Below are 21696 nucleotides of genomic sequence, written 5' to 3'. Positions count from 1 at the left end.
CGGGTACGCGTTTCAGCCGACGTGCTCGGCCGCTCTCGGCGCAAGTGGCTGGGAGCAAGGCAGACGAACGGCTCGCCACCGACCGCGTGCCGCACCGCCCCGAGGATCGCGGCGGCCGCGGTCCCCGGCCGCATACCGACGCCGACCGCGACCGGGCGGTGGAGCTCAGCGGGAGACATCAGCGCAGGCCTGGTGGACGGCGGTGAGAATGCGCAACCGAATACCCTGATGCAGCCGCTGCGGGGCGGGCCTTGATCCTCTCCGCGCAAATCGCTGGTGGCGCTGACCGGTGGAGCTCAGCGAGCGACATCGGTGCGAGCGTAGTCGTCGGCGGCGGCGACGAACCGGGCTGTCGCCGCGGGATTCCCGGCAGGGTGGGTGTGCAGGTAGGAGGCGTGCACGCGCCCGACCAGCGCGCCCTCCCGGACGCGAGCCCCCGAGCCGTCGCGCCAGCCCCAGGCGGGAGCGTCCGGCCCTGCGGTGACCAGTCGGGTGCGGTGGAATTCGTGCCCGCGCACCCGCTCCCCCGCGCGCCAGAGCGCGGAATCGGCCAGCGCGACGGCGTCGCGGTAACCCAGGGTCAGACGCGGGCCGAATTCGGCGTCGGCGTCGACGACGCCCGCCATGGCGTGGCCGTCGAGGGATCGGGTGAGGTACAGCAGGCCAGCGCATTCGGCGTGGATCGGCAGCCCCGCGCGAGCGTGTGCGCGGACCGCGGCGAGCAGAGGTGTGTTCGCAGCGAGGTCGGCGGCATGTTCTTCGGGGAATCCACCGGGCAGCACGAGACCCGCTGTCCCCGAGGGAAGTTCGTCACGCAACGGATCGAAGACAACCACCCGCGCCCCGGCCGCGACCAGCAGTTCGCGATGCTCGGCGTAGCCGAAGGTGAACGCGGGCCCACCCGCCATGGCGATCACGGGACCGTCGCCACATCGTCCGGTTTCACCCACGCTGTCACGGCCGATGGTGTCCGAGACCGGCCCAGCCGATGTCGGCGTGGCAGGGGGTTCCTTCGCGACCGCGCCATCGACGTGCTCGCCGTAACCCACCGGCTCAGCGGAGACCCACCCCGAGGTAGCGGCCGGACCGACACCGACCGCGCGTGCGGTGCCGGCACCATGGTCGTTGGCGGCCCCCTCACCGTGCGCCGCGCTCGGCCACCGCGAAGTCGGATCGCCGCCGCCCGCGCGGCCAGGACCGGTCGTGGCACCGCCTTCGATCGGCCTGCCTGGTCCACCGAGCGCCGAGGATCCGGCAGCTCGCCGTGGCGCGCCGGTCGTGTACACACCGGCGCCTGGCACCGAATCGCTCTCGCTCGCCTCGCGAACGGCCGACACCGGATCCCACGCGGACCCGCCCGAAGTCGGCCGCGCCAGCGCCGCCACCGCCGCCAAATCCACATGGGCGGCAACGAGATCGGTCATCGCCTCCACCGCCGCCGACGCCGCCGCACCGTGCTCGACGGCCGGAATCAACCCGAGATGCCGGGACGGCACCTCGAGCGCGTCCATGCGCGGCAGCGACCCGAGCACCGGCAACCCGACCCGCGCGCAGGCGGCGCGCAGCACCTGGTCGTGGCGTTCACTGCCGACGCGGTTCAGAATCACGCCCCCGAGCCGCACACCGCTGTCGAAGGTGGCGAATCCGTGCAACAGGGCGGCCAGGCTCTGGCTGTGCCCGCGCGCGTCCACCACCAGCACCACGGGCGCGCCGAGCAGACCGGCGACCTGGGCGGTCGATCCCTCTGCGACAGGTCCGGTTTCGTGCTCGTCGATGCGTCCGTCGAACAGACCCATCACGCCCTCGATCACCGCGAGATCGCAGCCCGCGGCGCCGTGGTGGTACAGCGGCGCCACCCGGTCGGCGCCGACGAGCACCGGGTCGAGATTGCGTCCGGGGCGTCCCGCCGCGAGCCCGTGGTACCCGGGATCGATGTAGTCCGGTCCGACCTTGAACGGCGCGACCCGGTGCCCCGCTCGCCGCAGCGCGCCGATCAAACCCGTTGCGAGAGTGGTCTTTCCGCTTCCGGAAGCGGGAGCGGCGACGACAACCGCGGGCACCGTGCCCATCACGCCACCGACCGGCGCGGAATCGCCCTGCGCCGGTTCACCATTCGATCCCCCGCTGCCCCTTGCGTCCCGCGTCCATCGGGTGCTTGATCTTGGTCATCTCGGTCACGAGATCGGCCGCGTCCATCAACGCCTGCGGCGCGTCGCGGCCCGTGATGACGACGTGCTGGTTCCCCGGCCTGTCGACCAGCGTCCGGACCACCTCGTCCACGTCGACCCAGCCCCATTTGAGGGGGTAGGTGAACTCGTCGAGCACGTAGAAACGGTGCTGCTCGGCGGCCAGCCTGCGTGCGATCTCCCGCCAGCCCGCCAGCGCGGCGGACGCGTGGTCCTCCTCGGTGCCGTGCTTGCGGGTCCACGACCAGCCCTCACCCATCTTGTGCCACTCGACGGCGCCACCCGCGCCGGTCTCCTCGTGCAGCCGCCCGAGGGTGCGGAACGCCGCCTCCTCGCCGACCTTCCACTTCGCGCTCTTCACGAACTGGAAGACGGCGACGTCGAATCCCTGGTTCCAGGCCCGCAGCGCCATCCCGAACGCCGCGGTCGACTTCCCCTTGCCGGGACCCGTGTGCACCGCGAGCACCGGCTGGTTGCGCCGCTGCCGCGTGGTCAGTCCATCGTCCGGAACCGTCTCCGGCACACCCTTGGGCATCGAATCTCCTTGTGCCTCATGAACTCGATCGGAGCGGAGCCACGATCATCAGGCGGCGCGCGCCGAGCCGCCGCCGGATCCGGCGCGGACGATGTCCGCGACAGCCGAGCCGGTCAACTCGGCGAGCCGCACATAACCGCCGCGCAACGCGCCCGCCAACTCGGTCGCCAGGCCGAGCCGCACCATGCCGCGCTCGCAGTCCACCACCATCGCGGTGACCGCGTCCTTGGCGAGCAGCCCGGCGGCGGCGCGGGCCCGCGGCACCGGATCGACTCCGCCGGTGGCGCGTCCGTCGGTGAGCAGCACCAGCATCGGGCGGCGGCGCGGGTCGCGCACGCGCTCGCGCTGGATCACCTCGCGCGCCTTCAGCAGGCCCGCGGCGAGCGGGGTCTTGCCGCCGGTGCGCAGGCCGGCGAGGCGGCGGACCGCGATGTCGACCGAGGACGTCGGCGGCAGCACGAGTTCGGCGTCCTGCCCGCGCACGGTGATCACGGCGACCTTGTCACGGCGCTGGTACGCGTCGCGCAGCAGGCTGACCACCGCGCCGGTGACGGCGGAGAGCCGGTCCCTTGCCGCCATGGAGCCGGACGCGTCGACCACGAAGACGACCAGATTGCCTTCGCGCCCTTCGCGATACGCGCCGCGCAGGTCCTCGGCGGCGAGTGCGAGCGGACCGTCCACCCGGCCACGGTCGCGCTGGTGCGGCGCGGCGGCGAAGACGGTGCCGAGTAGATGCAGACCCGAACTGGTCTCGGTGGTGGAGCGGACGACCCGGCCGTGCCTCGTCTGCGCGCGGGACCGGCGGCCCGGCGCACCCTCGCCGACGCCGGGAACCTCCCAGCGCGGCGGCTTGGCCGCGCCGGGACTCGGTGTGCCGGTGCGTCCTTCGCGCGGCGCGGGTCCGCCGCCGGGGCCTTCGGGGGGCGCGTCGGGTCCGTCGTCCGGATCCTCGGGGCCGCGATCACCCTCGGAATCGTCCGAATCGAATTCCTTTGGCGGCGTGGGCTCCTCGGCACGGTCGGCCTCGGCGGCCGCTTCCTTCATGGCTTCGTCGAGTTGCTCTTCGCTGATGCCCGGCTCGTCGAACGGATCGCGCCGACGCCGGTGCGGCAGTGCGAGTTCCGCGGCGATCCGCACGTCCTCCTCGGTGACGGCGTCGCCGCCGCGCCAGGCCGCGTGCGCGGTCGCGGTGCGCGCCACCACGAGGTCGGCCCGCATGCCGTCGACGTCGAAGGACGCGCACAGGGCCGCGATCCGCCGCAGCTCCACGTCGTCGAGCGCGACCTCGGGGAGCCGGTCGCGCGCGGCGAGGATGCGCTCGGCGATCTCCCGGTCGGCGGCGGCGTAGCGGGCCGCGAATCCCGCCGGATCGGCCTCGTAGTCGAGCCTGCGGCGCACCACCGCCATCCGCACGTCGACATCGCGGGAGGCGGCCACGTCCACGGTGAGCCCGAACCGGTCCAGCAGCTGCGGGCGCAGCTCGCCCTCTTCCGGGTTCATGGTGCCGACCAGCACGAAGCGCGCGGGGTGCGAATGCGAGACGCCGTCGCGTTCGATGTGCACGCGACCCATGGCCGCGGCGTCGAGCAGCACGTCGACCAGGTGGTCGTGCAGCAGGTTCACCTCGTCGACGTAGAGCACGCCGTGGTGCGCGGCCGCCAGCAGACCGGGCCGGAACGCCTGCTCGCCGTCGCGCAGCACGCGCTCCAGATCCAGCGATCCGACCACGCGGTCCTCGGTGGCGCCGACCGGCAGCTCGACCAGCCGCGCGGGCCGCGCCCCCGTCTCGTCCACCACCGGCGGCAACAGGTGCGCCAGCGCGCGCACGACGGTCGACTTCGCGGTTCCCTTCTCACCGCGCACCAGCACGCCCCCGATGCCGGGATGCACCGCGCACAAGATCAACGCCAGCTGCAGGCGCTCCTGCCCGACCACCGCGGAGAACGGAAACCCTGCCTCGGCGTCTACCCGAGAGGAATGGGACGAGTGTGCAGTTTCTACACGGGACAAGGACACGCCAACAGACTAGGCGCGCCCGTCCGTTCGAGGACTACCGCCCCGCCCCGACCGGCACACGCGCCCAACCGTCCGACGGCTGTCCACCCGCCCCGGTCCGGACGCGTACGCGCGCGGACATCACTCCCATTCGCGCCTTCGAGCCACTCTCGGGCGCGATCTACGCGCCGCCGGCTTCTCCGCGATCTACCCGCGCCGCATCGGCATGTGCATGATGCCGTCGTCCTCGAACTCCTCGCCGTCCGGCTGGAAGCCGTGCTTGGCGTACATGTCGACGAGGTAGGTCTGCGCGTTCAGCCGCACGGTGGCCGAGCCGACCTCGGCGAGCGCGGCCTGCAACAGGCGGGTGGTGTAGCCGTGGCCACGGGCCGGGACGGCGGTACAGAGGCGGCCGATACGGAACGACTTGACGCCGTTCTCGTGCTCCTCCAGCAGACGCAGGGTGCAGATGACCTCACCTTCGTCGTCGAGCCAGAAGTGCCGCGTTTCCGGAAGCAGATCGAGTCCGTCCAACTCCGGATAGGCGCACTTCTGCTCGACCACGAAGACTTCGACGCGAAGTTTCAACAGCTGATACAGGGTCGCCGTGTCGAGATCCTGCGCCCATGACCGTTTGAGAGCAACCGTTGACATCATCGCGCCTTGCTATCACACCTACGGCGTCAGCGCGACCCCTGCATGCTTCGGCGTGTTCGCGTTGGTGAGGTTCAGCGCCTTGTTGGTCCAGTCCCACACCTCGTGGAACAGGGCCTTGTCCTCCGAGAGCTTCACGCCGAGCGACGGGATCATCTGGCGCAAGCGCGGGGTCCAGTCGGCGTACTCGCGCGGGAAGCAGCGCTGCAGGACGTCGAGCATGGCGGTGACGCAGGTGGACGCGCCCGGCGAGGCGCCGAGCAGGCCCGCGATGGAGCCGTCCTGGGCGGCGATGACGGCGGTGCCGAGCTCGAGCACGCCGCCGATGCCCTTGCGGCGGATGATCTGCACGCGCTGACCCGCGGTGATGAGTTCCCAGTCGCGGCCGTCGGCGCGCGGGATGAACTCCTCCATGGTGTAGACCTTGCCGGACTGCGACTTGAGCAGCTCCGAGACCAGGTACTTGACCAGCGACATCTCGGTCAGGCCGACGCCGAGCATGGGCGCGAGGTTACCGGGGCGGATGGACTTGAACAGGTCGGTGTTGCTGCCGTCCTTGAGGAACTTCGGGGTCCAGCCCGCGTACGGACCGAACAGCAGGCCCGGCTTGCCGTTGATGACGCGAGTGTCCAAGTGCGGCACGGACATCGGCGGGGCGCCGACCGCGGCCTTGCCGTACACCTTGGCCTCGTGCTTGTCGATCAGGGCCGGGTTGGTGCAGCGCAGGAACTGTCCGCTGACCGGGAAGCCCGCGAAGCCCTTGATCTCCTTGATGCCGGACTTCTGCAGCAGCGGCAGCGCGCCGCCGCCCGCGCCGACGAAGACGAACTTGGCCTCGACAGTGCGGGTCCGGCGGGTGCGCAGGTTGCGGACCCGGACCTTCCAGCTGCCGTCGGACTGCTTGCTCAGGTCGAGCACCTCGTGGCCGAAGGCCAGGTTCGCGCCGGTCGCGCCGAGGTAGGCGAGCAGCTCCTTGGTGAGCGAACCGAAGTCGATGTCGGTGCCGCCGTCGGTCCAGTTCAGCGCGATCGGATCGGAGAAGTCGCGGCCCTTGGCCATCAGCGGGAGCCTCCGCGAGAACTCGTCGGGGCTGTCGATGTACTCCATGCCCTCGAACAGCGGGTGCGGAGCCAGCGCCTCGTAGCGCTTGCGCAGGTACTGCACGTCGGCGGCGCCGTGCACGAAACTGACGTGCGGGATCGGGTTGATGAAGCGGGACGGGTCGCCGAGCACCCCGTTCTCCACCGCGTAGGCCCAGAACTGGCGCGAGACCTGGAAGCGCTCGTTGATGTCGATGGCCTTGGTCACGTCGACCGAGCCGTCGGCGTTCTGCGGGCTGTAGTTCAGCTCGCACAGCGCCGAGTGTCCGGTGCCCGCGTTGTTCCACGGATCGCTGCTCTCCGCCGCCGCGGCGTCCAACCGCTCGAACAACGAAATCGACCACTCCGGCTGCAGCTGACGAAGCAGCGCGCCGAGAGTGGCACTCATGATCCCGGCACCGATGAGAACTACATCGGTCTTTTCAGTCATGGCAGCGTTCGGCACGGGTAGATCGACTTCCTTGTCACTTCTGGCGCGGCCACCGGCACGGTGGTTTGCCTGGGCACGGGCGCTATGTGGTTGTTGCGACGGGGCGCATTGCAATTGTTGCGAGCCTGGCGTGACTCGGCGGTCGATAAGGTTACCCGCCGTTCACCTATCGCCAATTGTGCACCTCGAGGGATCGCATTCCGGCAACGAACCCGGCGAATGTGACGTAGATTCCTCCCTCCTTCCAGGTCGTGAGCGATCTTCATTCCGGGCCGGACCTCGCCTACATTGGGTCTCGTGACGAACGAAACCTCGCTAGACGTGTCCGAGATCACGGAGCAGACGGGGAGCAAGTGGCGGCCGGATGTCTTGGGAGCGGGGTACGAGCAGCGGTCGATCCCGCTGGGCCCGGACCCGGACGGTGAGGGCGACATCTCGGCAACCCTCGTGCGCTATCTCCCGGATTCCGGCGCGGCCGCCACCGAGTGCGCCGTGATCTACGTGCACGGCTTCACCGACTACTTCTTCCAGCAGCACCTCGCCGAGCATTTCGCCGCGCGCGGTCACCGCTTCTACGCGCTCGACCTGCGCAAGTGCGGCCGTTCGCTGCGCGACGGGCAGAGCCCGCACTACGTCACCGATCTCGCCTTCTACGACGAGGAGCTGAACGAGGCGCTGCGCATCGTCAAGGAGGAGGCCGGCGAGCAGGTGCTGCTGGTCGCGCACTCCACCGGTGGCCTGATCGTGCCGCTGTGGCTGGACCGGCTCAACCGGACCGCGGGCGTCGCCGCCTCGGGCATCGTCGGGCTGGTGCTGAACAGCCCCTGGTTCGACCTACAGGGCCCGTCGTACTACCGGACCATCGGCACGCCGATCATCGGCGCCCTCGGCCGGTTCCGCGCGATGCTGGAGATGCCGGGCGGCTCGATCAGCACCTACGGCGACAGCCTGCACAAGAGCGCCTCTGGCGAGTGGGACTACAACCTGGACTGGAAGCCGCTGGCCGGTGCGCCGGTGCGCTTCGGCTGGCTGCGCGCGATCCGCCGCGGCCACTTCCGGCTGCACCAGGGCCTGAACATCGGGGTCCCGGCACTCATCCTGCGCTCCCGGTTGACCAAGTTCATGCGCAAGTACGGCCCGGCCGCCGACGTGGCCGACACCGTGCTCGACGTGAAGCAGATTCAGCGCTGGTCCGGCTGCCTCGGCGATCGCACCAACATCGTGCCGATCGAGAACGCCCGCCACGACGTGTTCCTCTCCTCGGCCGAGCCGCGCGCCAAGGCGTTCGAGGAGATGGACAGCTGGCTGGACTGGCTGGCGGTGTACCGGCGCAAGGCCGAGTCACCAGAGGCTGGTGCGTAGCACGATCTCGGTGGCCAGTTCGTGGTCGGCCTCGGTGGCCACGTTGTCTACGTCGACCTGCACCACGCGGAACTCGCCGTAGACGAAGCGCCCCGAGGCATCGGCGACCGTGCGCGGCAACCGCTTGGTGACGAGCACGGTCACCGGAAGCTCCAGCGGGCGGCAGCCGGGGTCGACGACGACACCGTCGGCTCCGGCGGCCGCGGGATGGCCGCGATCGGCCACCACCAGGCTGATGAAACGTCCGAACGGGCCCGAACAGGTCTGCCAGGCCACCGTCGCGCCCGCGCCGCGCCCGGCGACATGCGCGTAGGGGACGTTCAGCTGGTCGAGAATGGCGTGCACCGCCGCGGGATCGAGCCCTTCGACGGACTCGACGACGAGGGTGCGCAGGTCGGAAGTGTGCAGCCGCGCGGCGACCTGGTCGTACACGTCCAACGGATCGCCCGCATCGGGCAAGAGCAATACCGTGTGCCGTGTTTCCGGGCCGTCGACCCGCACGGTCCAGGCCCGGTCACCGACCGTGATCCGCCGAGACTCCATGTCCGAGTACGCTACACCGCCGCTACCCGCTCCGACGGCGTGTCCGGACGACCGGGTCACACCAACAAGCGCATCCCGGTGGTGGTCGCGGCCGTCGGGTTCAGGGTCACGGTGAGATCGCAGCCCGCCTCCCGCCCCAACTGCTCCACGAGCGCGTCCTCGAAGTCGGCTCCCTCGGCGCAGCGCCGCAGGGCCTGCCGCACGGTGTCGGCCCGCTCGACCACGATCTCGGAGGTGAGCAGGCCCAGCATGATCTCGGTGACGGTCTCGGCGTCCAGCCCGTACCGGCGGCGCAGCACCCGGTGGATCTCGGTGAGCACGAGCATCGTCACGTAGCCGGGGCGGTTCTTGCTCAGCCCCTCGATGACCTGACCGGCCCGCTCGGACTGGTCGGGATCGTCCTGGGCGAGGTAGCGGGCGGACCGGATCAGGGCTCGTGGCGAGGGACCGCCGCCGAGATCTGGGCGACCAGTTGCCAGGGGCGGTTGGTGTCGCCGGTCGCCTTGCCGCTGGTGAGGATGGCGCCGGAGAGGCCGCGGGCGGGGTCGGCCCAGCCGTACTGCGTGGTGAGTCCGCTGCGGCCGAAATGGGTTTCGGTGTGGCGGCCGAACTTCGAACGGCTGCCGCCGAGCTCGTAGCCCGCTACGCTGACCCGGCCCGCCGCCCCCGGTATCCGGCTCGCCGGGCGCACCGCCGCACGCAGGGTCTCCGGTCGCATGATCCGGACACCGTCCAGTTCTCCTCCGCGCGCGAGGATTTCGTAGAAGCGGGACAGTTCGTAGGCGGTGGTGACCAGATTGCCGGACGGCAGTTCCGCGGTGAGGAAAGCGCGGGTCGCCTCGTCGTTCACGGCACCGCCCATGCCGCCGCCGAGCGCCTTGCGCGCCAAGAACTTCCACACCCGCGACGGACCGGGACCGACCGGCACGCTCGGCACCACCTGGTCGACCTCCTCGGGCCGCACGCCGAAGTTGGTCCAGCGGAAGCCGAGCGGTGCGAGCACCTGCTCGTGCAAGTGTTCCCGCATCCGCTTTCCCGTTGCCCGCTGGACCAGAAGCCGCTGGATCAAACCGCTGGTAAGCGCGTGGTAGACGCGGAAACGACCAGGCGGCCAGCTGGGCCGGAGATCGGCGAGCGCCCGCACCGCCAGCTCCTCGTCGACCACCAGTTGGTAGCCCCGGTACGGCGCGGTCACGAACGGCACGCCCGCCGAATGCGACAGCACGTCGCCGATCGTGATGCGCTCCTTGCCGTTGGCGGCGAATTCCGGAATGTATTCGCACACCGGGTCGTTCAGCGCGAACGCGCCCTGCTCGGCCAGCATCGCCATCAGCGCCGCCGAGACGCCCTTGGCGGTGGAGAAACCGCAGAACGGCAGATCCGGCGTCGCGAGCACCCGCGGCACGTCCGGCCCATCCCCCGGACCGTTGCCCCACCCGTGCCCGATCGCCCGGTTCAGCAGGATCTTCCCGTCGCGCCGCAGGCACACCTGAATCGCCGGTGTGGTCCCCAACCGGTACCACGCGCGCACCGACTCCCACACGGCATCGATCGCGGCGCGGCTCACCCCGGCATCGGCCGGATCGTCTTCCGGGCCGGTCGTCGTCACCGACTCCAGATCCGCGGCGACCGTCACCAACAAGCCAGCAGGCACATTCACTCTGTCAGCCTAACGATGCCCCGATTTCCTCTGCCTAACGTGCCGATAGGGCCCAGCGATGGAACAGGAGAGCGTGCGATGGCACGGTCTCGACAGAATCGAGGGGACGATGAACCACATGGTTCGCATGGCCGCGCTGATAGCCGCCGCGGCCGCACTGGCCGCAGGCTGTAGCAGCGACGACTCGGGGCAATCCACGCCGAGTACACAGCGGACGACGGTGGGGGCCGCGTCCACGCCCGGCGGAACGACCGCGCCCGCGGCGCCGAGTCCGCAGGCGCCCGGCGGAGCGGCCACGTCCGAGCCAGGGACGAACCCACCACCCGCCGCGACACAAGCGCCGCAGCAGCCCGACCCGTCCACCCCTGTCGTCACCACGCCCGCGCCGACCGACGACATCAGCGGCCCCGGACGCTGCGTCGACCCCGCCTCGGCGGGCGTGCGCACCGCGCTGGCCGGACTGGGCGAAGGCTGGGTTGCCACGCAGGTATCGACCGACCAGCCGGGTAGCTGCGGGCAGTTGCTGTGGGTGCGAGCCGTAGGCGGAAATTCGGCGGGCGCGCCGATCCACGTGATGTTCTTCCACGACGGAAAGTACTTGGGCACGGCGACTTCCGAGCCCTACGCGTTCACGCACGTGGCTGGCTCGAACGGCAACTCGGTCAGCGTCCAGTACAAGTGGCTGGTGGCCGACGAGCCGTTCGCCGCACCGCAGGGCGGTCCGGTCACGATCACCTACACGTGGACCGGTTCGGGTGTCGCCATGAGCGATCCCCTGCCGAAGGAGGTCACCCAGCCGCACCGGTAGCGGCCGAGCGGAGTTCCGCCTGCGCCGGGACTAGCGCGGGGAATCCACGTCCGGCACGACGAGACCCGAACGAAGCGTGGGCATGCCCGCTGGGGCGCCCGAGGTGATCAGCTTCTCGAGCAGGTTCGTGTCCAGATGGTTCTCCATCAGATCCGCGAGCAGATCCAGTTGGGCGGTCCGCACGGCGGCGACCGAAGTCGCTTCGGCGGCAACGAAACCCGTGCGGCCCGCCCGGTCGGCGACCTCGCGCAGCCAAGCGCGGCGGAAGTCGTCGGATTCCATGAGCCCGTGCAGATGCGTTCCCCAGATCGCGCCACGAACACTGCCCTCAGGTTCCCCGGCGGCCACGAGCCACGCCGGATCGCCGCTGCGCGTCACGCGGCCGTGGTGGATCTCGTAGCCGTGCAACGGAATACCTTCGGTGGACGTCATGGAGTTCGCGCTGCCGCGACCTTCGGTGCAACGCAGCACCTTCGGCTCGGCGAACTCGACGTCCAAGTCCAGCAAGCCCAGTCCGTCGACCGTGCCCGCCGCCGATTCGACGTCGTCGACGATGCGGCGGCCGAGCATCTGGTAACCGCCGCAGATGCCGAGAATGGGCCGCCCGGCCGCGGCGCGCTCGAGCAGGGCTGCGGCGATCCCGCTGCGGCGCAACCAGTCCAGGTCCGACACCGTCGACTTGCTGCCGGGCAACACCACCAGGTCGGCGTCGGCCAGTCGGGAGGGATCGCGCACCCAGCGCACCGCGACGCCGGGTTCGCAGGCCAGCGCCTCGACGTCGGTGGAGTTGGAGATGCGGGGCAGCCGGACGGCGGCGACCGTCAGCCATTCCGTTCCCGCGGGTGCGGCCGGACGACCGACCGGTGCGTCGGCGACGGTGCCGAGCGAGTCCTCGGCGTCGATCCACAGATCTTCGTCGAACGGGACGACACCGAGGGTTGGCCGCCCGGTCAGCTCGGTGAGCCGATCCAAGCCCGGCCGCAGCAACTCGACGTCACCGCGAAACTTGTTGATCACGAAACCCGCGATGAGCCGCTGATCCTCGGGTTCCAGGACGGCCAGCGTGCCGAACAGGTGCGCGAGCACCCCGCCGCGATCGATGTCGCCGACGACGAGCACCGGCAGCCCCGCCGCCTCGGCCAGCCCCATGTTCGCCAGATCGGTGGCGCGCAGGTTGATCTCGGCGGGCGATCCCGCGCCCTCGCAGATCACCACGTCGAATTCGGCTCGCAGTGCGTCGAGTTCGGCCGCGACGACCGCGCGCAAATCCTGCCGGTGCCGGAAATAGTCGGCCGCGCCGACGGTTCCGACGGCCTTGCCGCGCACCACGAGCTGCGAGCGACGATCACTGCCCGGTTTCAACAGCACGGGGTTGAACCGCACGCTCGGCTCCAGGCCGCAGGCCTGCGCCTGCAACGCCTGCGCGCGTCCGATCTCGCCGCCGTCCAGCGTGACGACCGAGTTGTTGGACATGTTCTGCGCCTTGAACGGCGCCACCCGCACGCCCTTCCTGGCCAGCATGCGGCAGATCCCCGCCACCACAACGCTTTTCCCGGCGTCGGAGGTGGTGCCCGCGACGAGCAGCGCGCCCTTCATCGCGTCCGCTCCCGGCCGAGGAGAGCAGGGCCGCGCCGGACGCTCACGGCAGGGTGAGGATTTCCGCGCCGGTCTCGGTGACGACCAGGGTGTGCTCGAACTGCGCGGTCCACTTGCGATCCTTGGTGACCACGGTCCAGCCGTCGTCCCAGATTTCGTAGTCGATGCCGCCGAGGTTGATCATCGGCTCGATGGTGAAGGTCATGCCCGGCTCGATGATCGACTCCACGGCGGGCTGGTCGTAGTGCAGGATCACCAGGCCGCTGTGGAAGGTGGGGCCGACGCCGTGGCCGGTGAAGTCACGCACCACGCCGTAGCCGAACCGGTTGGCGTAGGACTCGATGACGCGCCCGATCACGTTGAGCGCCCGGCCCGGACGAACCGCCTTGATGGCCCGCATGGTGGCCTCCTCGGTCCGTTCCACCAGCAGCCGGACCTCCTCGTCGACGTCACCGGCGAGGAAGGTCTTGTTGGTGTCGCCGTGCACGCCGTCGATGTAGGCGGTGACGTCGATGTTGACGATGTCGCCGTCCTCGATCACGGTGGAGTCCGGAATGCCGTGGCAGATCACCTCGTTCAGCGAGGTGCAGCAGGACTTCGGAAATCCCTTGTAGCCCAGCGTCGACGGATACGCGCCGTGGTCGCAGAGGAATTCGTGGGCGATACGGTCCAGTTCGTCGGTGGTGACGCCGGGCGCCACCGCCTTACCGGCCTCCTCGAGCGCCTGCGCCGCGATCTTGCCCGCGACGCGCATCTTCTCGATGGTCTCCGGCGTCTGCACCCAGGGCTCGCGCCCCTCGTTGACGGTCTTCTTCCAGGCGTACTCCGGTCGCTCGATGGAGCGCGGCACCTCCCGGGTGGGCGAGAGCGTGCCGGGAACGAGGGGCTTACGGGTACGCACGGACATGGGACAAGACTATCCGCACCCCGTCGGCGGCACCCGTCCGCCCGCGCCGGGACGGAATAGGACCGGACCGCAGTCCGTTTATCTGGGCAACTACTCAGGAAGAGGACTAGAGCTGTGGAACTGGGACTGACGACGTTCGCCGAGCTGTATCCGGCGGGCGACCGGCCCGCGCCGAGCGCCGCACAGCGGCTGCGCGAGGTGGTCGAGGAGGCGGTGACGACCGAGCGCGCCGGCCTGGACGTGTACGGCGTCGGCGAGCACCACCGCAAGGACTTCGCCGCATCGTCGCCCGCGGTCGTGCTCGCGGCGATCGCGGCGCGCACCGAGCGCATCCAGCTGACCAGCGCGGTCACCGTGCTCAGCTCCGACGACCCGGTCCGCGTGTACCAGGACTTCGCGACGCTGGACGGCCTGTCGGGCGGGCGCGCCGAGTTGATGGCGGGCCGCGGCTCGTTCACCGAGTCGTTCCCGCTGTTCGGCTACGACCTGGCCGATTACGACGAGCTGTTCGAGGAGAAGCTGGCGCTGCTGTTGCGCCTGCGCGAGGACGCGCCCGTCACCTGGTCCGGGAAGTTCCGCGCCCCGCTACGCGACGCGGTGGTCTATCCGCGCACCGAGGACCGGCCGCTTCCGGTGTGGATCGCGGTTGGTGGCAGTCCGGAATCGGTGATCCGCGCCGGGCTGCTCGGCCTGCCGCTGGCCATCGCGATCATCGGCGGCCAGCCCGCGCGCTTCCAGCCGCTGGTCGATCTGTATCACCGGGCGCTGGCCGAGGGCGGCCACGAGCGGCAGCCGGTGGCGGTGCACGCGCACGGTTACGTGGCCGACACCGACGAAGCGGCCGTCGCCGACTTCTATCAGCCGTACGCGCTGGCCATGAGCACCATCGGCCGCGAGCGCGGCTGGGGTCCGATGACACGCGCGCAGTTCGACGCGCTGCGTTCGCAGAGCGGCTCGCTGTTCGTCGGAACGCCGGACTACGTCGCCGAGAAGATCGCCGGCGTCCGCGACACCCTCGGCCTCGACCGATTCATGCTGCACACCAGCGTCGGCACGCTGCCCCACGAGAAGGTGCTGCGCACCATCGAACTACTCGGCGAGAAGGTGGCGCCCCAACTCCGCTGACCGGCTACTTCGACAGCCGGGCTTCGAAAGCGATTCGGTCGCCGCGGTAGAGGGCGCGTACTCGTTCGATGGGCGCGCCGTCGTCGTCGACGCTGCGCCGGTGCAGCAGCAGGAGCGGCAGCGCCGTCGTGCATTCGAGCAGGGCGGCCTCGCGCGGGGACGCGAGCACCGTCTCGATGCGTTCGGTGGCTGCGCCGAATTCCACGCCCGAGGCGCGCACGGCCGCGTAGAGGGAGGTGGTGGGGTCGTAGCTGTCGCGGAGTCCGGCGAAACGCGACAGCGGAAGGAAGGTGCTCTCCAATCCGATGCGCTCGCCGTCGGCGAGCAGTACTCGCTCCAGGTGCATGACCGACGTGCCCGGGGTCAGCCCGAGATCGCCCGCGGTGTCGGCGTCGGCGGGGACGTCCTCCCAGGTGACCAGGATGCGTCCAGGCACCCGGCCCAGACTCAGCGCGCCTTCGGTATAGGAACGCAGCGACAGCGGCTGCACCATCTTCGGCCGGGAGACCACCGTTCCGCGCCCCTGCCGCCGAATCCGCCCTTCCACCAAGAGGTCTCGAAGCGCCTGCCGGACGGTTTCCCTGGCGACCTCGAATCGCACGGCGAGTTCGCGCTCCGAGGGCACCGGATCACCCTCGGCCAGCTCGTCGATCATCCCCTCCAGTTCGGTGCGCACCCGATACGACTTCGGCAAGCGCTCCGGAAGGACCAATTCGGTGCTCGCGCCGGATGTCTCGCCGCGCCGACCGCGCGTCACCTCCGTTGCTTCCATGCCCGACAGCCTACCCGCAATTGGTCTATACCAATTGTTAACCCAGCGTTCGCACGGGCAATACCCATCGGTCTAGACCATTGCCCACCATGGGACCCATGCGAGTGGTCATCATCGGAGGTGGAATTCTCGGCACCGCCCACGCCCTTGCCGCGGTCCGCCGCGGACACGAGGTCGTACAGCTGGAGCGCGAGCCCGAGGCGCGTGGCGCGACGGTGCGCAACTTCGGGCTGGTGTGGGTGTCCGGGCGGTCGGCGACGGAGCTCGACCTGACCTTGCGGTCGCGCGAGCTCTGGGAGGAGCTCGGCGGCAAGGTCCCCGGCGTCGGTTTCCGGCCGGCCGGGTCCATCACGCTGGTGCGCACCCCCGAGGAACTGGCGGTGGCGAGCGCGGCGGCGGCGAGCGACAGCGCCGAGGCTCGCGGATTCGAACTGCTCGAGCCGGAGCGGGTGCGCGCGATCAACCCCGCGCTGCGCGGCAAGTATCTGGCCGGACTGCACTGCTCGACCGACGCCGCCGTGGAGTCGCGGCAGGCGCTGCCCGCGCTGCGCGCCTATCTCGCGGCCTCCGAACGCTATTCGTTCCACGCCGGTACCGAAGCCCGATCCGTCACCGACACCGGCTCCGGCGCAACAGTTCTCGATGACCAAGGCCGCGCCTTCACCGCCGACCTGGTGCTGGTCTGCCCCGGCGCCGCGCACACCGGGCTGACCAGGGAACTGGTCGGCGCGATCCCCGTGCGCCGGGTCCGGCTCCAGATGATGCAGACGGCGCCGCTCGGCGAGCCGCTGACCACCGCCGTCGCCGACGGCGACAGCTTCCGCTACTACCCCGGCTTCGCGGGCCCGGAGGTGGACGCGCTCGAACGCGAGCAGTCCCAGACCGCCACCGCGGCCGAGCACCGGATGCAGCTGCTGTGTGTGCAGCGCCTGCACGGCGGACTCACGATCGGCGACACCCACGAATACACCGAGCCGTTCGCCTTCGACGTGGACGAGGCGCCCTACGAGCACCTCACCTCCGTCACCGAGGAACTGCTCGGCCGCAAGCTGCCGCCGATCGTGCGTCGGTGGGCCGGGGTGTACAGCCAGAACGTCGACCCCGCCGCGATCGTCACCCGAGCCGAGGCCGACCAGCACGTCTGGGTGATCACCGGCCCCGGCGGCCGCGGCATGACCCTCGGCCCCGCCCTCGGCGAGGAAACCGCCGATCTGCTCGGCCTCTGAAGGAGACACGATGCCGGACAACACCATTCAGCTTGCGGTGCTCGACATGGCGGGAACCACCGTCGCCGACGGCGGCCTGGTGCTGCGCGCCTTCGAAGCGGCGGCGACGGCCGCGGGCATGGAAACCGAAGGGCCGCGGCGCGAACAGGCCCGCCGCTACGTGCTGGACACCATGGGACAGTCCAAGATCGCCGTGTTCCGTGCGCTGCTCGGCGACGAGGAACGCGCGCAGACCGCCAACCGCGCCTTCGAGGACCACTACGACGCCCTGATCGGCGAGGTCGACATCGCACCCATACCCGGTGCGGCCGAGGCGATCTCGACGCTCCGTGACGCCGGTGTGCGGGTCGCGCTGACCACCGGCTTCAGCCGGAGCACCCAGGACCGGCTGCTCGACGCGCTGGGCTGGCGGGACATCGCCGATCTGACCCTCGCGCCTTCCGACGCCGGTCGCGGCCGCCCCTACCCCGACATGGTGCTCACCGCGCTGCTGAGCCTGCGTGTCGATGCCGTCGACCGTGTCGCTGTGCTCGGCGACACCACCAGCGACATCGCCACCGGCCGGTCCGCGGGCGCGCGCATCGTCGCGGGCGCGTTGACCGGCGCGCACGACGAACGGCGGCTGCGTGCCGCGGGCGCCACCCACGTGCTGCCCTCGGTCGTCGAATTCGCCGAACTGATCCGCGCCGAGCACACCTGAGTCCCGTCCCTTCGACCATCGACACCACCAAGCGAAAGTTGCTCTCACCGTGCGTACTTCCCCCACGCGCCTGTCCCGCGTCCTGTCCAGGACCGCCCTGCTGGTCGTCACCGCCACCGCGGTCGCCCTGACCGCGGCCTGCGGCGGCACGGGTTCCGGCGGCTCCGACGGGCAGACGGTCACCGTCTACTCCGCCGACGGCCTCGACGCCTGGTACCAGACCCATTTCGAGAAGTTCCGCTCCGAGACCGGCATCGCGGTGAACGTCGTCGCGGCGGGCTCCGGCGAGGTGGTCAACCGCCTCGAGAAGGAGCAGTCCAACCCGCAGGCCGACGTGGTGGTCACGCTGCCGCCGTTCATCCAGAAAGCCGACGCCGCAGGGCTTTTGCAGCCGCTGGGCATCGACACCTCGGCCTACCCCGCCACGGAGAAGGACCCGAACGGCAGGTTCGTCAGCCTGGCGGGCAACTACCTGAACTTCATCGCCAACAGCTCCGTCGACGCTTCGAAGCTCACCTGGGACGACCTGCTGAAGCCGGAATACAAAGGCAAACTCCAGTATTCGACGCCGGGACAGGCCGGTGACGGCACCGCCGTGCTGATCCTGCTGCAACAGTTGCGCGGCAAGGACGGCGCGCTGGAGTACTTGAAGCGGTTGCAGGTCAACAATGTCGGCCCGTCGGCGTCCACCGGCAAGCTGCAACCGAAGGTCGACAAGGGCGAGCTGCTGATCGCCAACGGCGACATCCAGATGAACATGGAATCGATCACCTCGAAGGGCTCGAAGTTCGGCATCTTCTTCCCGGCCTCGGCCGACGGCGCCAAGCACACCGTCGCGCTGCCCTACTTCATGGGTCTTGCGAAGGGCGCCCCGCACGCGGAGGCCGCCAAGAAGTTGATGGACTACCTGCTCAGCAAGGAAGTGCAGCAGACGCTCGGCCCGGACGCGTTCGCCGTCTCGGCCCGCACCGATCTGGCCTACGCCCCCGCCATCGGCTCCGGACCGAGCCCGGCCGCGCTGTTGCAGGGCGTACAGATCGTGCGCCCGGACTGGACGAAGGTCCTCGCCGACCTGAACGACGACGTAGCCGCGTACGAGAAGGCCATCGGAGGCTGACATGACCCCCGGCGACACGCTCACCGAAACGTCCACCGCCACAACGACTGTCCGCCACGAAGCCGACAGCGAACCCGCCATCGTGTTCGACCGGGTCGGCGTCCGGTACGGAACCGGCCGCAAGTCCACCGTCGCACTGGCCGATTTCACCTTGCGCGTCGCCGCGGGCGAGACCGTCGCGCTGCTCGGACCCAGCGGCTCGGGCAAGTCGACCGCGCTCAAGGCGCTGGCCGGGTTCGTCCGGCCGACCTCGGGCGCGGTCCGGCTGGCCGGGCGCGACGTCACGAATCTGTCACCGGCCAAGCGCGGCATCGGCGTGGTGGTGCAGTCCTACGCGCTGTTCCCGCACATGACCGTGCACGGCAATGTGGCCTTCGGGCTGAAAGCGCATCGCGTGCCGCGCGACGTCATCGCGGAGCGGGTGACCGAGGCGCTGACCATGGTCGGCATGGCCGAGTACGGCAAGCGGCTGCCGCGCGAGCTGTCCGGCGGGCAGCAGCAGCGCGTGGCCATCGCCAGGGCGCTCGCCATCCGGCCCAAGGTGTTGCTGCTCGACGAGCCGCTCGCGGCGCTCGACGCCCAGCTGCGCCAGACGATGCTGGGTGAGTTGCGGCAGTTACGGGAAGCGTTGCCGGACACCGCGATGCTGTACGTCACCCACGATCAGGCCGAGGCGCTGGCACTCGCCGACCGGATCGCGGTCATGCGCGACGCCCGCCTGGTCGACGTGGACACCGCCGAGAATCTTTGGCAGCGGCCGCCCAGCGATTTCACCGCCGCGTTCCTCGGCGGGGCGAATCTCGTGCCGTGCACGGTGAATCGCGTTTCCGGCGGCACGGCGCTGGTCACCGCTGGGTCGCACACGCTGCGCGCCCGAGCGCCGGAGCCCGGCGTCGGCAGACTCGCGTTGGACCCGGATTCGGCTGCGCTGCTGTGTATTCGGCCGCATACCGTGACGATCGGCGAGTTGTCCGATCGCAACGCGCTGCGCGGCACGGTGGTGTCGAGTGTGTGGCGCGGGGCGTCGACGCGGCTCGAGGTCGATGTGGAGGGATTGCCCGATCCGATCGCGGTCGACGTGTCGGGCCACTTCGTGGCCGCCCCGGGCTCCGCGGTCGGCGCGCGGTTTCCCGATCCGGCGGGTGTGCTCATCCCCCGCCCGGTCGGCGCCGAATCGTCCACCGTCGCACCGAACGACCACGCGACGGACGTATCGGCATGAGCGCGGTGCTGCTCGAACGTCCGGTGGACAGCGTCGAACCACCGGCACCGGACGCCGCCAGGCGGCGGTGGCGCGCGGTGCTGTGGACGCTGCCGCCGGTGCTCCTGGTTCTCCTGGTCGCCGGATATCCGATCCTGCGGGTGCTCACCGAGTCGACGGTCACCTCGGACGGGCGCGGGACCGAGGTGTGGTCCTCGGTGCTGGGTTCGGAATCGTTCCGGAACGCGCTGTGGCGCACCGTTTCCATCGCGTTCGCCTCGACCGCGGGGTGCCTGATGCTCGGCGCGTTCCTCGCCATCGTGCTGGCGTTCGTACCGTTTCCTGGTTCGGCGGTGGTCGGCAGGCTGATCGACACCGTGCTCACGCTGCCGTCGTTCCTCGTGACGCTCGCGTTCACCTTCCTCTACGGCACCGCGGGCGCGGTCAACGCGCTGATCGCCGAGATCACCGGCCGCGACACTCCCCTGCTGAACTTCCTCGACACCCCGCTCGGCGTGATCGCCGCCGAGATCACCTTCTTCACGCCCTTCGTGGTACGTCCGCTGCTCGCCGCGTTCGCCCGGCTGCCGCGCGAACAGCTCGACGTGGCGGCCAGTCTCGGCGCTTCACCGTGGCGGGTGCTGCGCCAAGTCGTCCTCCCGGAGGCCTGGCCCGCCATGGCGGCGGGCGGCAGCCTCGTGCTCTTGTTGACGCTCAACGAGTTCGGCATCGTGCTGTTCACCGGCGCCAAAGGCGTGCTGACGCTGCCCGCGCTGATCTACACCCGCGGCATCGTCACCTTCGACCTGCCGGGCGCGGCGGTGCTGGCTTCGGTGCAGGTAGCGCTCTCGCTGACGCTGTACGCCGCCTACCGATTCGTCTTCGCGCGCGTCACGGCGCGGAAAGGACAGTGACCATGCTGGTGTGGAGCCGAACCGGCCGGGCGGTGCTGCTGACGGTGTTCGGTCTGGTCGTCACGATCGTGTTCGTCGCGCCGATCGCGACCGTCGTCGCCGCGGCGCTGGCCGGTAGCTGGACCGGTCCGCTCCCTTCGGATCTCGGCCTCGCCAACTTCCGGCAGGCGCTGTCGGGTGAGGAGGCGGCGAGCCTCTCGGTGAGCTTGCAGACCGCGCTGCTGGCCGGAGCCTTCGCCTTGATCGTCGGCACGTGGGCCGCGCTCGCCGCGCGCGAGGCGCCGACGTGGTGTCGCAGACTCACCGACGCCGTGTTCCACCTGCCGGTGGCGGTGCCGTCGGTCGCCATCGGCCTCGGCGTGCTGATCGCGTTCAACGAGCGGCCGTTGCTGCTGGGCGGTTCCAAGTGGATCGTCATCGTGGCGCACGCGGTGCTGGTGCTGGCCTACGCGTTCAGCGCGGTGTCGGCCGCGCTCGACCGCCTCGACCCGGATTATCGGCAGGCCGCCGAATCCCTTGGGGCCGGGCCTGTCCGGGTGCTGTGTCAGGTGACTCTTCCGCTCCTGCTGCCCGCGCTGGGCGCGGCGGCGGGACTGGCGATCGCGCTGTCGATGGGCGAATTGGGTGCGACCATCATGGTTTATCCCGCCACTTGGCGCACCCTGCCGGTCACCATTTTCGGGCAGACCGATCGAGGGGACGTGTTCGACGCGGCGGCGGGGACGACGGTATTGGCGGTGGTCACGCTGGTGGCGCTGGTACTGCTCGGCAAGGTCCGAGGACGCGCGGCCCTGCGGTGAGTGCGGGGCACCGCGAAGGCGTCTGGCATCGGGCGCTGCTGTCGAGGAGAGGCGGCTGCGATCAG

At 70.3% G+C, this 21696-nt stretch carries 20 protein-coding genes; 9 read left to right on the top strand and 11 right to left on the bottom strand.

Features of this window, described 5'->3' with window-relative positions; translation table 11 throughout:
• Nucleotides 1-296: 296 nt before the first annotated feature.
• The 5 genes from FB390_RS15575 to mqo all read right to left on the bottom strand — a co-directional run bounded on the left by FB390_RS15575 (nt 297) and on the right by mqo (nt 6900).
• Nucleotides 297-2069 carry a cobyrinic acid a,c-diamide synthase CobB gene (locus FB390_RS15575; RefSeq protein ID WP_141809593.1) on the bottom strand — a complete coding sequence of 591 codons (1773 nt, stop codon included), beginning with the start codon at nt 2067-2069 and terminating at the stop codon, nt 297-299.
• 37 nt (nt 2070-2106) lie between these two features.
• Nucleotides 2107-2721 carry a cob(I)yrinic acid a,c-diamide adenosyltransferase gene (gene cobO, locus FB390_RS15570; RefSeq protein ID WP_141809592.1) on the bottom strand — a complete coding sequence of 205 codons (615 nt, stop codon included), beginning with the start codon at nt 2719-2721 and terminating at the stop codon, nt 2107-2109.
• 48 nt (nt 2722-2769) lie between these two features.
• Nucleotides 2770-4731, bottom strand: coding sequence for a magnesium chelatase subunit D family protein (locus FB390_RS15565; RefSeq protein WP_141811798.1), 1962 nt, complete (start codon nt 4729-4731; stop codon nt 2770-2772).
• A gap of 192 nt (nt 4732-4923) precedes the next feature.
• Complete coding sequence (locus tag FB390_RS15560; RefSeq protein WP_141809591.1) at nt 4924-5373, bottom strand: GNAT family N-acetyltransferase; 450 nt, start codon at nt 5371-5373, stop codon at nt 4924-4926.
• 18 nt (nt 5374-5391) lie between these two features.
• Nucleotides 5392-6900: a malate dehydrogenase (quinone) gene (gene mqo, locus FB390_RS15555; protein WP_141809590.1), complete on the bottom strand. Its 1509-nt coding sequence runs from the start codon at nt 6898-6900 to the stop codon at nt 5392-5394.
• 297 nt (nt 6901-7197) lie between these two features.
• On the opposite strand from mqo, the gene FB390_RS15550 reads away from it, so the two are divergent.
• Nucleotides 7198-8262, top strand: a complete 1065-nt coding sequence (locus FB390_RS15550; RefSeq protein WP_141809589.1) for an alpha/beta hydrolase — start codon at nt 7198-7200, stop codon at nt 8260-8262.
• On the opposite strand, the gene FB390_RS15545 is transcribed toward FB390_RS15550, so the two are convergent.
• The 3 genes from FB390_RS15545 to FB390_RS15535 form a co-directional block, all read right to left on the bottom strand.
• On the bottom strand, nt 8242-8805 hold the full coding sequence (locus FB390_RS15545; RefSeq protein WP_141809588.1) for an alpha/beta hydrolase: 564 nt from the start codon (nt 8803-8805) through the stop codon (nt 8242-8244). The genes FB390_RS15550 and FB390_RS15545 overlap by 21 nt on opposite strands.
• Before the next feature lie 56 nt (nt 8806-8861).
• Complete coding sequence (locus FB390_RS15540) at nt 8862-9137, bottom strand: PIN domain-containing protein (RefSeq protein WP_141809587.1); 276 nt, start codon at nt 9135-9137, stop codon at nt 8862-8864.
• A gap of 95 nt (nt 9138-9232) precedes the next feature.
• Nucleotides 9233-10465, bottom strand: coding sequence for a serine hydrolase (locus FB390_RS15535; protein WP_141809586.1), 1233 nt, complete (start codon nt 10463-10465; stop codon nt 9233-9235).
• A 109-nt stretch (nt 10466-10574) separates the two neighbouring features.
• Here FB390_RS15535 and FB390_RS15530 point away from each other — a divergent pair, with 109 nt between their 5' ends.
• A complete protein-coding gene (locus FB390_RS15530; protein ID WP_185757044.1) occupies nt 10575-11273 on the top strand; it encodes an LppP/LprE family lipoprotein in 699 nt (232 codons plus the stop codon).
• A 30-nt stretch (nt 11274-11303) separates the two neighbouring features.
• On the opposite strand, the gene FB390_RS15525 is transcribed toward FB390_RS15530, so the two are convergent.
• Nucleotides 11304-12869: a cobyric acid synthase gene (locus FB390_RS15525; protein ID WP_141809584.1), complete on the bottom strand. Its 1566-nt coding sequence runs from the start codon at nt 12867-12869 to the stop codon at nt 11304-11306.
• Between the two features lie 43 nt (nt 12870-12912).
• On the bottom strand, nt 12913-13776 hold the full coding sequence (map, locus tag FB390_RS15520) for a type I methionyl aminopeptidase (RefSeq protein ID WP_141809583.1): 864 nt from the start codon (nt 13774-13776) through the stop codon (nt 12913-12915).
• Between the two features lie 114 nt (nt 13777-13890).
• Here map and FB390_RS15515 point away from each other — a divergent pair, with 114 nt between their 5' ends.
• Nucleotides 13891-14901, top strand: a complete 1011-nt coding sequence (locus tag FB390_RS15515) for an LLM class flavin-dependent oxidoreductase (RefSeq protein WP_141809582.1) — start codon at nt 13891-13893, stop codon at nt 14899-14901.
• 4 nt (nt 14902-14905) lie between these two features.
• On the opposite strand, the gene FB390_RS15510 is transcribed toward FB390_RS15515, so the two are convergent.
• Nucleotides 14906-15673 (bottom strand): GntR family transcriptional regulator, encoded by a 768-nt coding sequence (locus tag FB390_RS15510; protein WP_141809581.1) that lies wholly within the window; start codon nt 15671-15673, stop codon nt 14906-14908.
• Nucleotides 15674-15771: 98 nt separating this feature from the next.
• On the opposite strand from FB390_RS15510, the gene FB390_RS15505 reads away from it, so the two are divergent.
• Genes FB390_RS15505 through FB390_RS15480 form a run of 6 tightly spaced genes read left to right on the top strand, consistent with a single transcriptional unit; the run spans nt 15772 to nt 21631 of the window.
• Nucleotides 15772-16899, top strand: a complete 1128-nt coding sequence (locus FB390_RS15505; protein WP_141811797.1) for a TIGR03364 family FAD-dependent oxidoreductase — start codon at nt 15772-15774, stop codon at nt 16897-16899.
• Nucleotides 16900-16909: 10 nt separating this feature from the next.
• A complete protein-coding gene (locus tag FB390_RS15500; protein ID WP_141809580.1) occupies nt 16910-17599 on the top strand; it encodes a phosphonatase-like hydrolase in 690 nt (229 codons plus the stop codon).
• Between the two features lie 49 nt (nt 17600-17648).
• Nucleotides 17649-18716, top strand: coding sequence for a 2-aminoethylphosphonate ABC transporter substrate-binding protein (locus tag FB390_RS15495; RefSeq protein ID WP_185757043.1), 1068 nt, complete (start codon nt 17649-17651; stop codon nt 18714-18716).
• A 1-nt stretch (nt 18717) separates the two neighbouring features.
• Entirely contained in the window at nt 18718-19938 is a 1221-nt protein-coding gene (locus FB390_RS15490; RefSeq protein WP_141809579.1) for an ABC transporter ATP-binding protein, read from the top strand.
• Entirely contained in the window at nt 19935-20831 is an 897-nt protein-coding gene (locus FB390_RS15485) for a 2-aminoethylphosphonate ABC transporter permease subunit (protein ID WP_141809578.1), read from the top strand. Before FB390_RS15490 ends, FB390_RS15485 begins: the two co-directional genes overlap by 4 nt.
• A 2-nt stretch (nt 20832-20833) precedes the next feature.
• Entirely contained in the window at nt 20834-21631 is a 798-nt protein-coding gene (locus FB390_RS15480) for an ABC transporter permease (RefSeq protein ID WP_141809577.1), read from the top strand.
• Nucleotides 21632-21696 lie beyond the last annotated feature (65 nt).

It is taken from the genome of Nocardia bhagyanarayanae, assembly GCF_006716565.1.
GTDB classification, from domain to species: Bacteria; Actinomycetota; Actinomycetes; order Mycobacteriales; family Mycobacteriaceae; genus Nocardia; species Nocardia bhagyanarayanae.
Note: the sequence above shows the minus strand (reverse complement) of the source record. Positions and strands in the feature narration are given on the sequence as shown.

What these genes read in the sequence shown, in the direction of transcription:
- FB390_RS15560 (WP_141809591.1), bottom strand. Translation starts at nt 5,373, where the DNA reads ATGATGTCAACGGTTGCTCTCAAACGGTCATGGGCGCAGGATCTCGAC.
- FB390_RS15575 (WP_141809593.1), bottom strand. Translation starts at nt 2,069, where the DNA reads ATGGGCACGGTGCCCGCGGTTGTCGTCGCCGCTCCCGCTTCCGGAAGC.
- cobO (WP_141809592.1), bottom strand. Translation starts at nt 2,721, where the DNA reads ATGCCCAAGGGTGTGCCGGAGACGGTTCCGGACGATGGACTGACCACG.
- FB390_RS15490 (WP_141809579.1), top strand. Translation starts at nt 18,718, where the DNA reads ATGACCCCCGGCGACACGCTCACCGAAACGTCCACCGCCACAACGACT.
- FB390_RS15545 (WP_141809588.1), bottom strand. Translation starts at nt 8,805, where the DNA reads ATGGAGTCTCGGCGGATCACGGTCGGTGACCGGGCCTGGACCGTGCGG.
- FB390_RS15505 (WP_141811797.1), top strand. Translation starts at nt 15,772, where the DNA reads ATGCGAGTGGTCATCATCGGAGGTGGAATTCTCGGCACCGCCCACGCC.
- FB390_RS15510 (WP_141809581.1), bottom strand. Translation starts at nt 15,673, where the DNA reads ATGGAAGCAACGGAGGTGACGCGCGGTCGGCGCGGCGAGACATCCGGC.
- FB390_RS15500 (WP_141809580.1), top strand. Translation starts at nt 16,910, where the DNA reads ATGCCGGACAACACCATTCAGCTTGCGGTGCTCGACATGGCGGGAACC.
- map (WP_141809583.1), bottom strand. Translation starts at nt 13,776, where the DNA reads ATGTCCGTGCGTACCCGTAAGCCCCTCGTTCCCGGCACGCTCTCGCCC.
- mqo (WP_141809590.1), bottom strand. Translation starts at nt 6,900, where the DNA reads ATGACTGAAAAGACCGATGTAGTTCTCATCGGTGCCGGGATCATGAGT.
- FB390_RS15480 (WP_141809577.1), top strand. Translation starts at nt 20,834, where the DNA reads ATGCTGGTGTGGAGCCGAACCGGCCGGGCGGTGCTGCTGACGGTGTTC.
- FB390_RS15530 (WP_185757044.1), top strand. Translation starts at nt 10,575, where the DNA reads ATGAACCACATGGTTCGCATGGCCGCGCTGATAGCCGCCGCGGCCGCA.
- FB390_RS15525 (WP_141809584.1), bottom strand. Translation starts at nt 12,869, where the DNA reads ATGAAGGGCGCGCTGCTCGTCGCGGGCACCACCTCCGACGCCGGGAAA.
- FB390_RS15485 (WP_141809578.1), top strand. Translation starts at nt 19,935, where the DNA reads ATGAGCGCGGTGCTGCTCGAACGTCCGGTGGACAGCGTCGAACCACCG.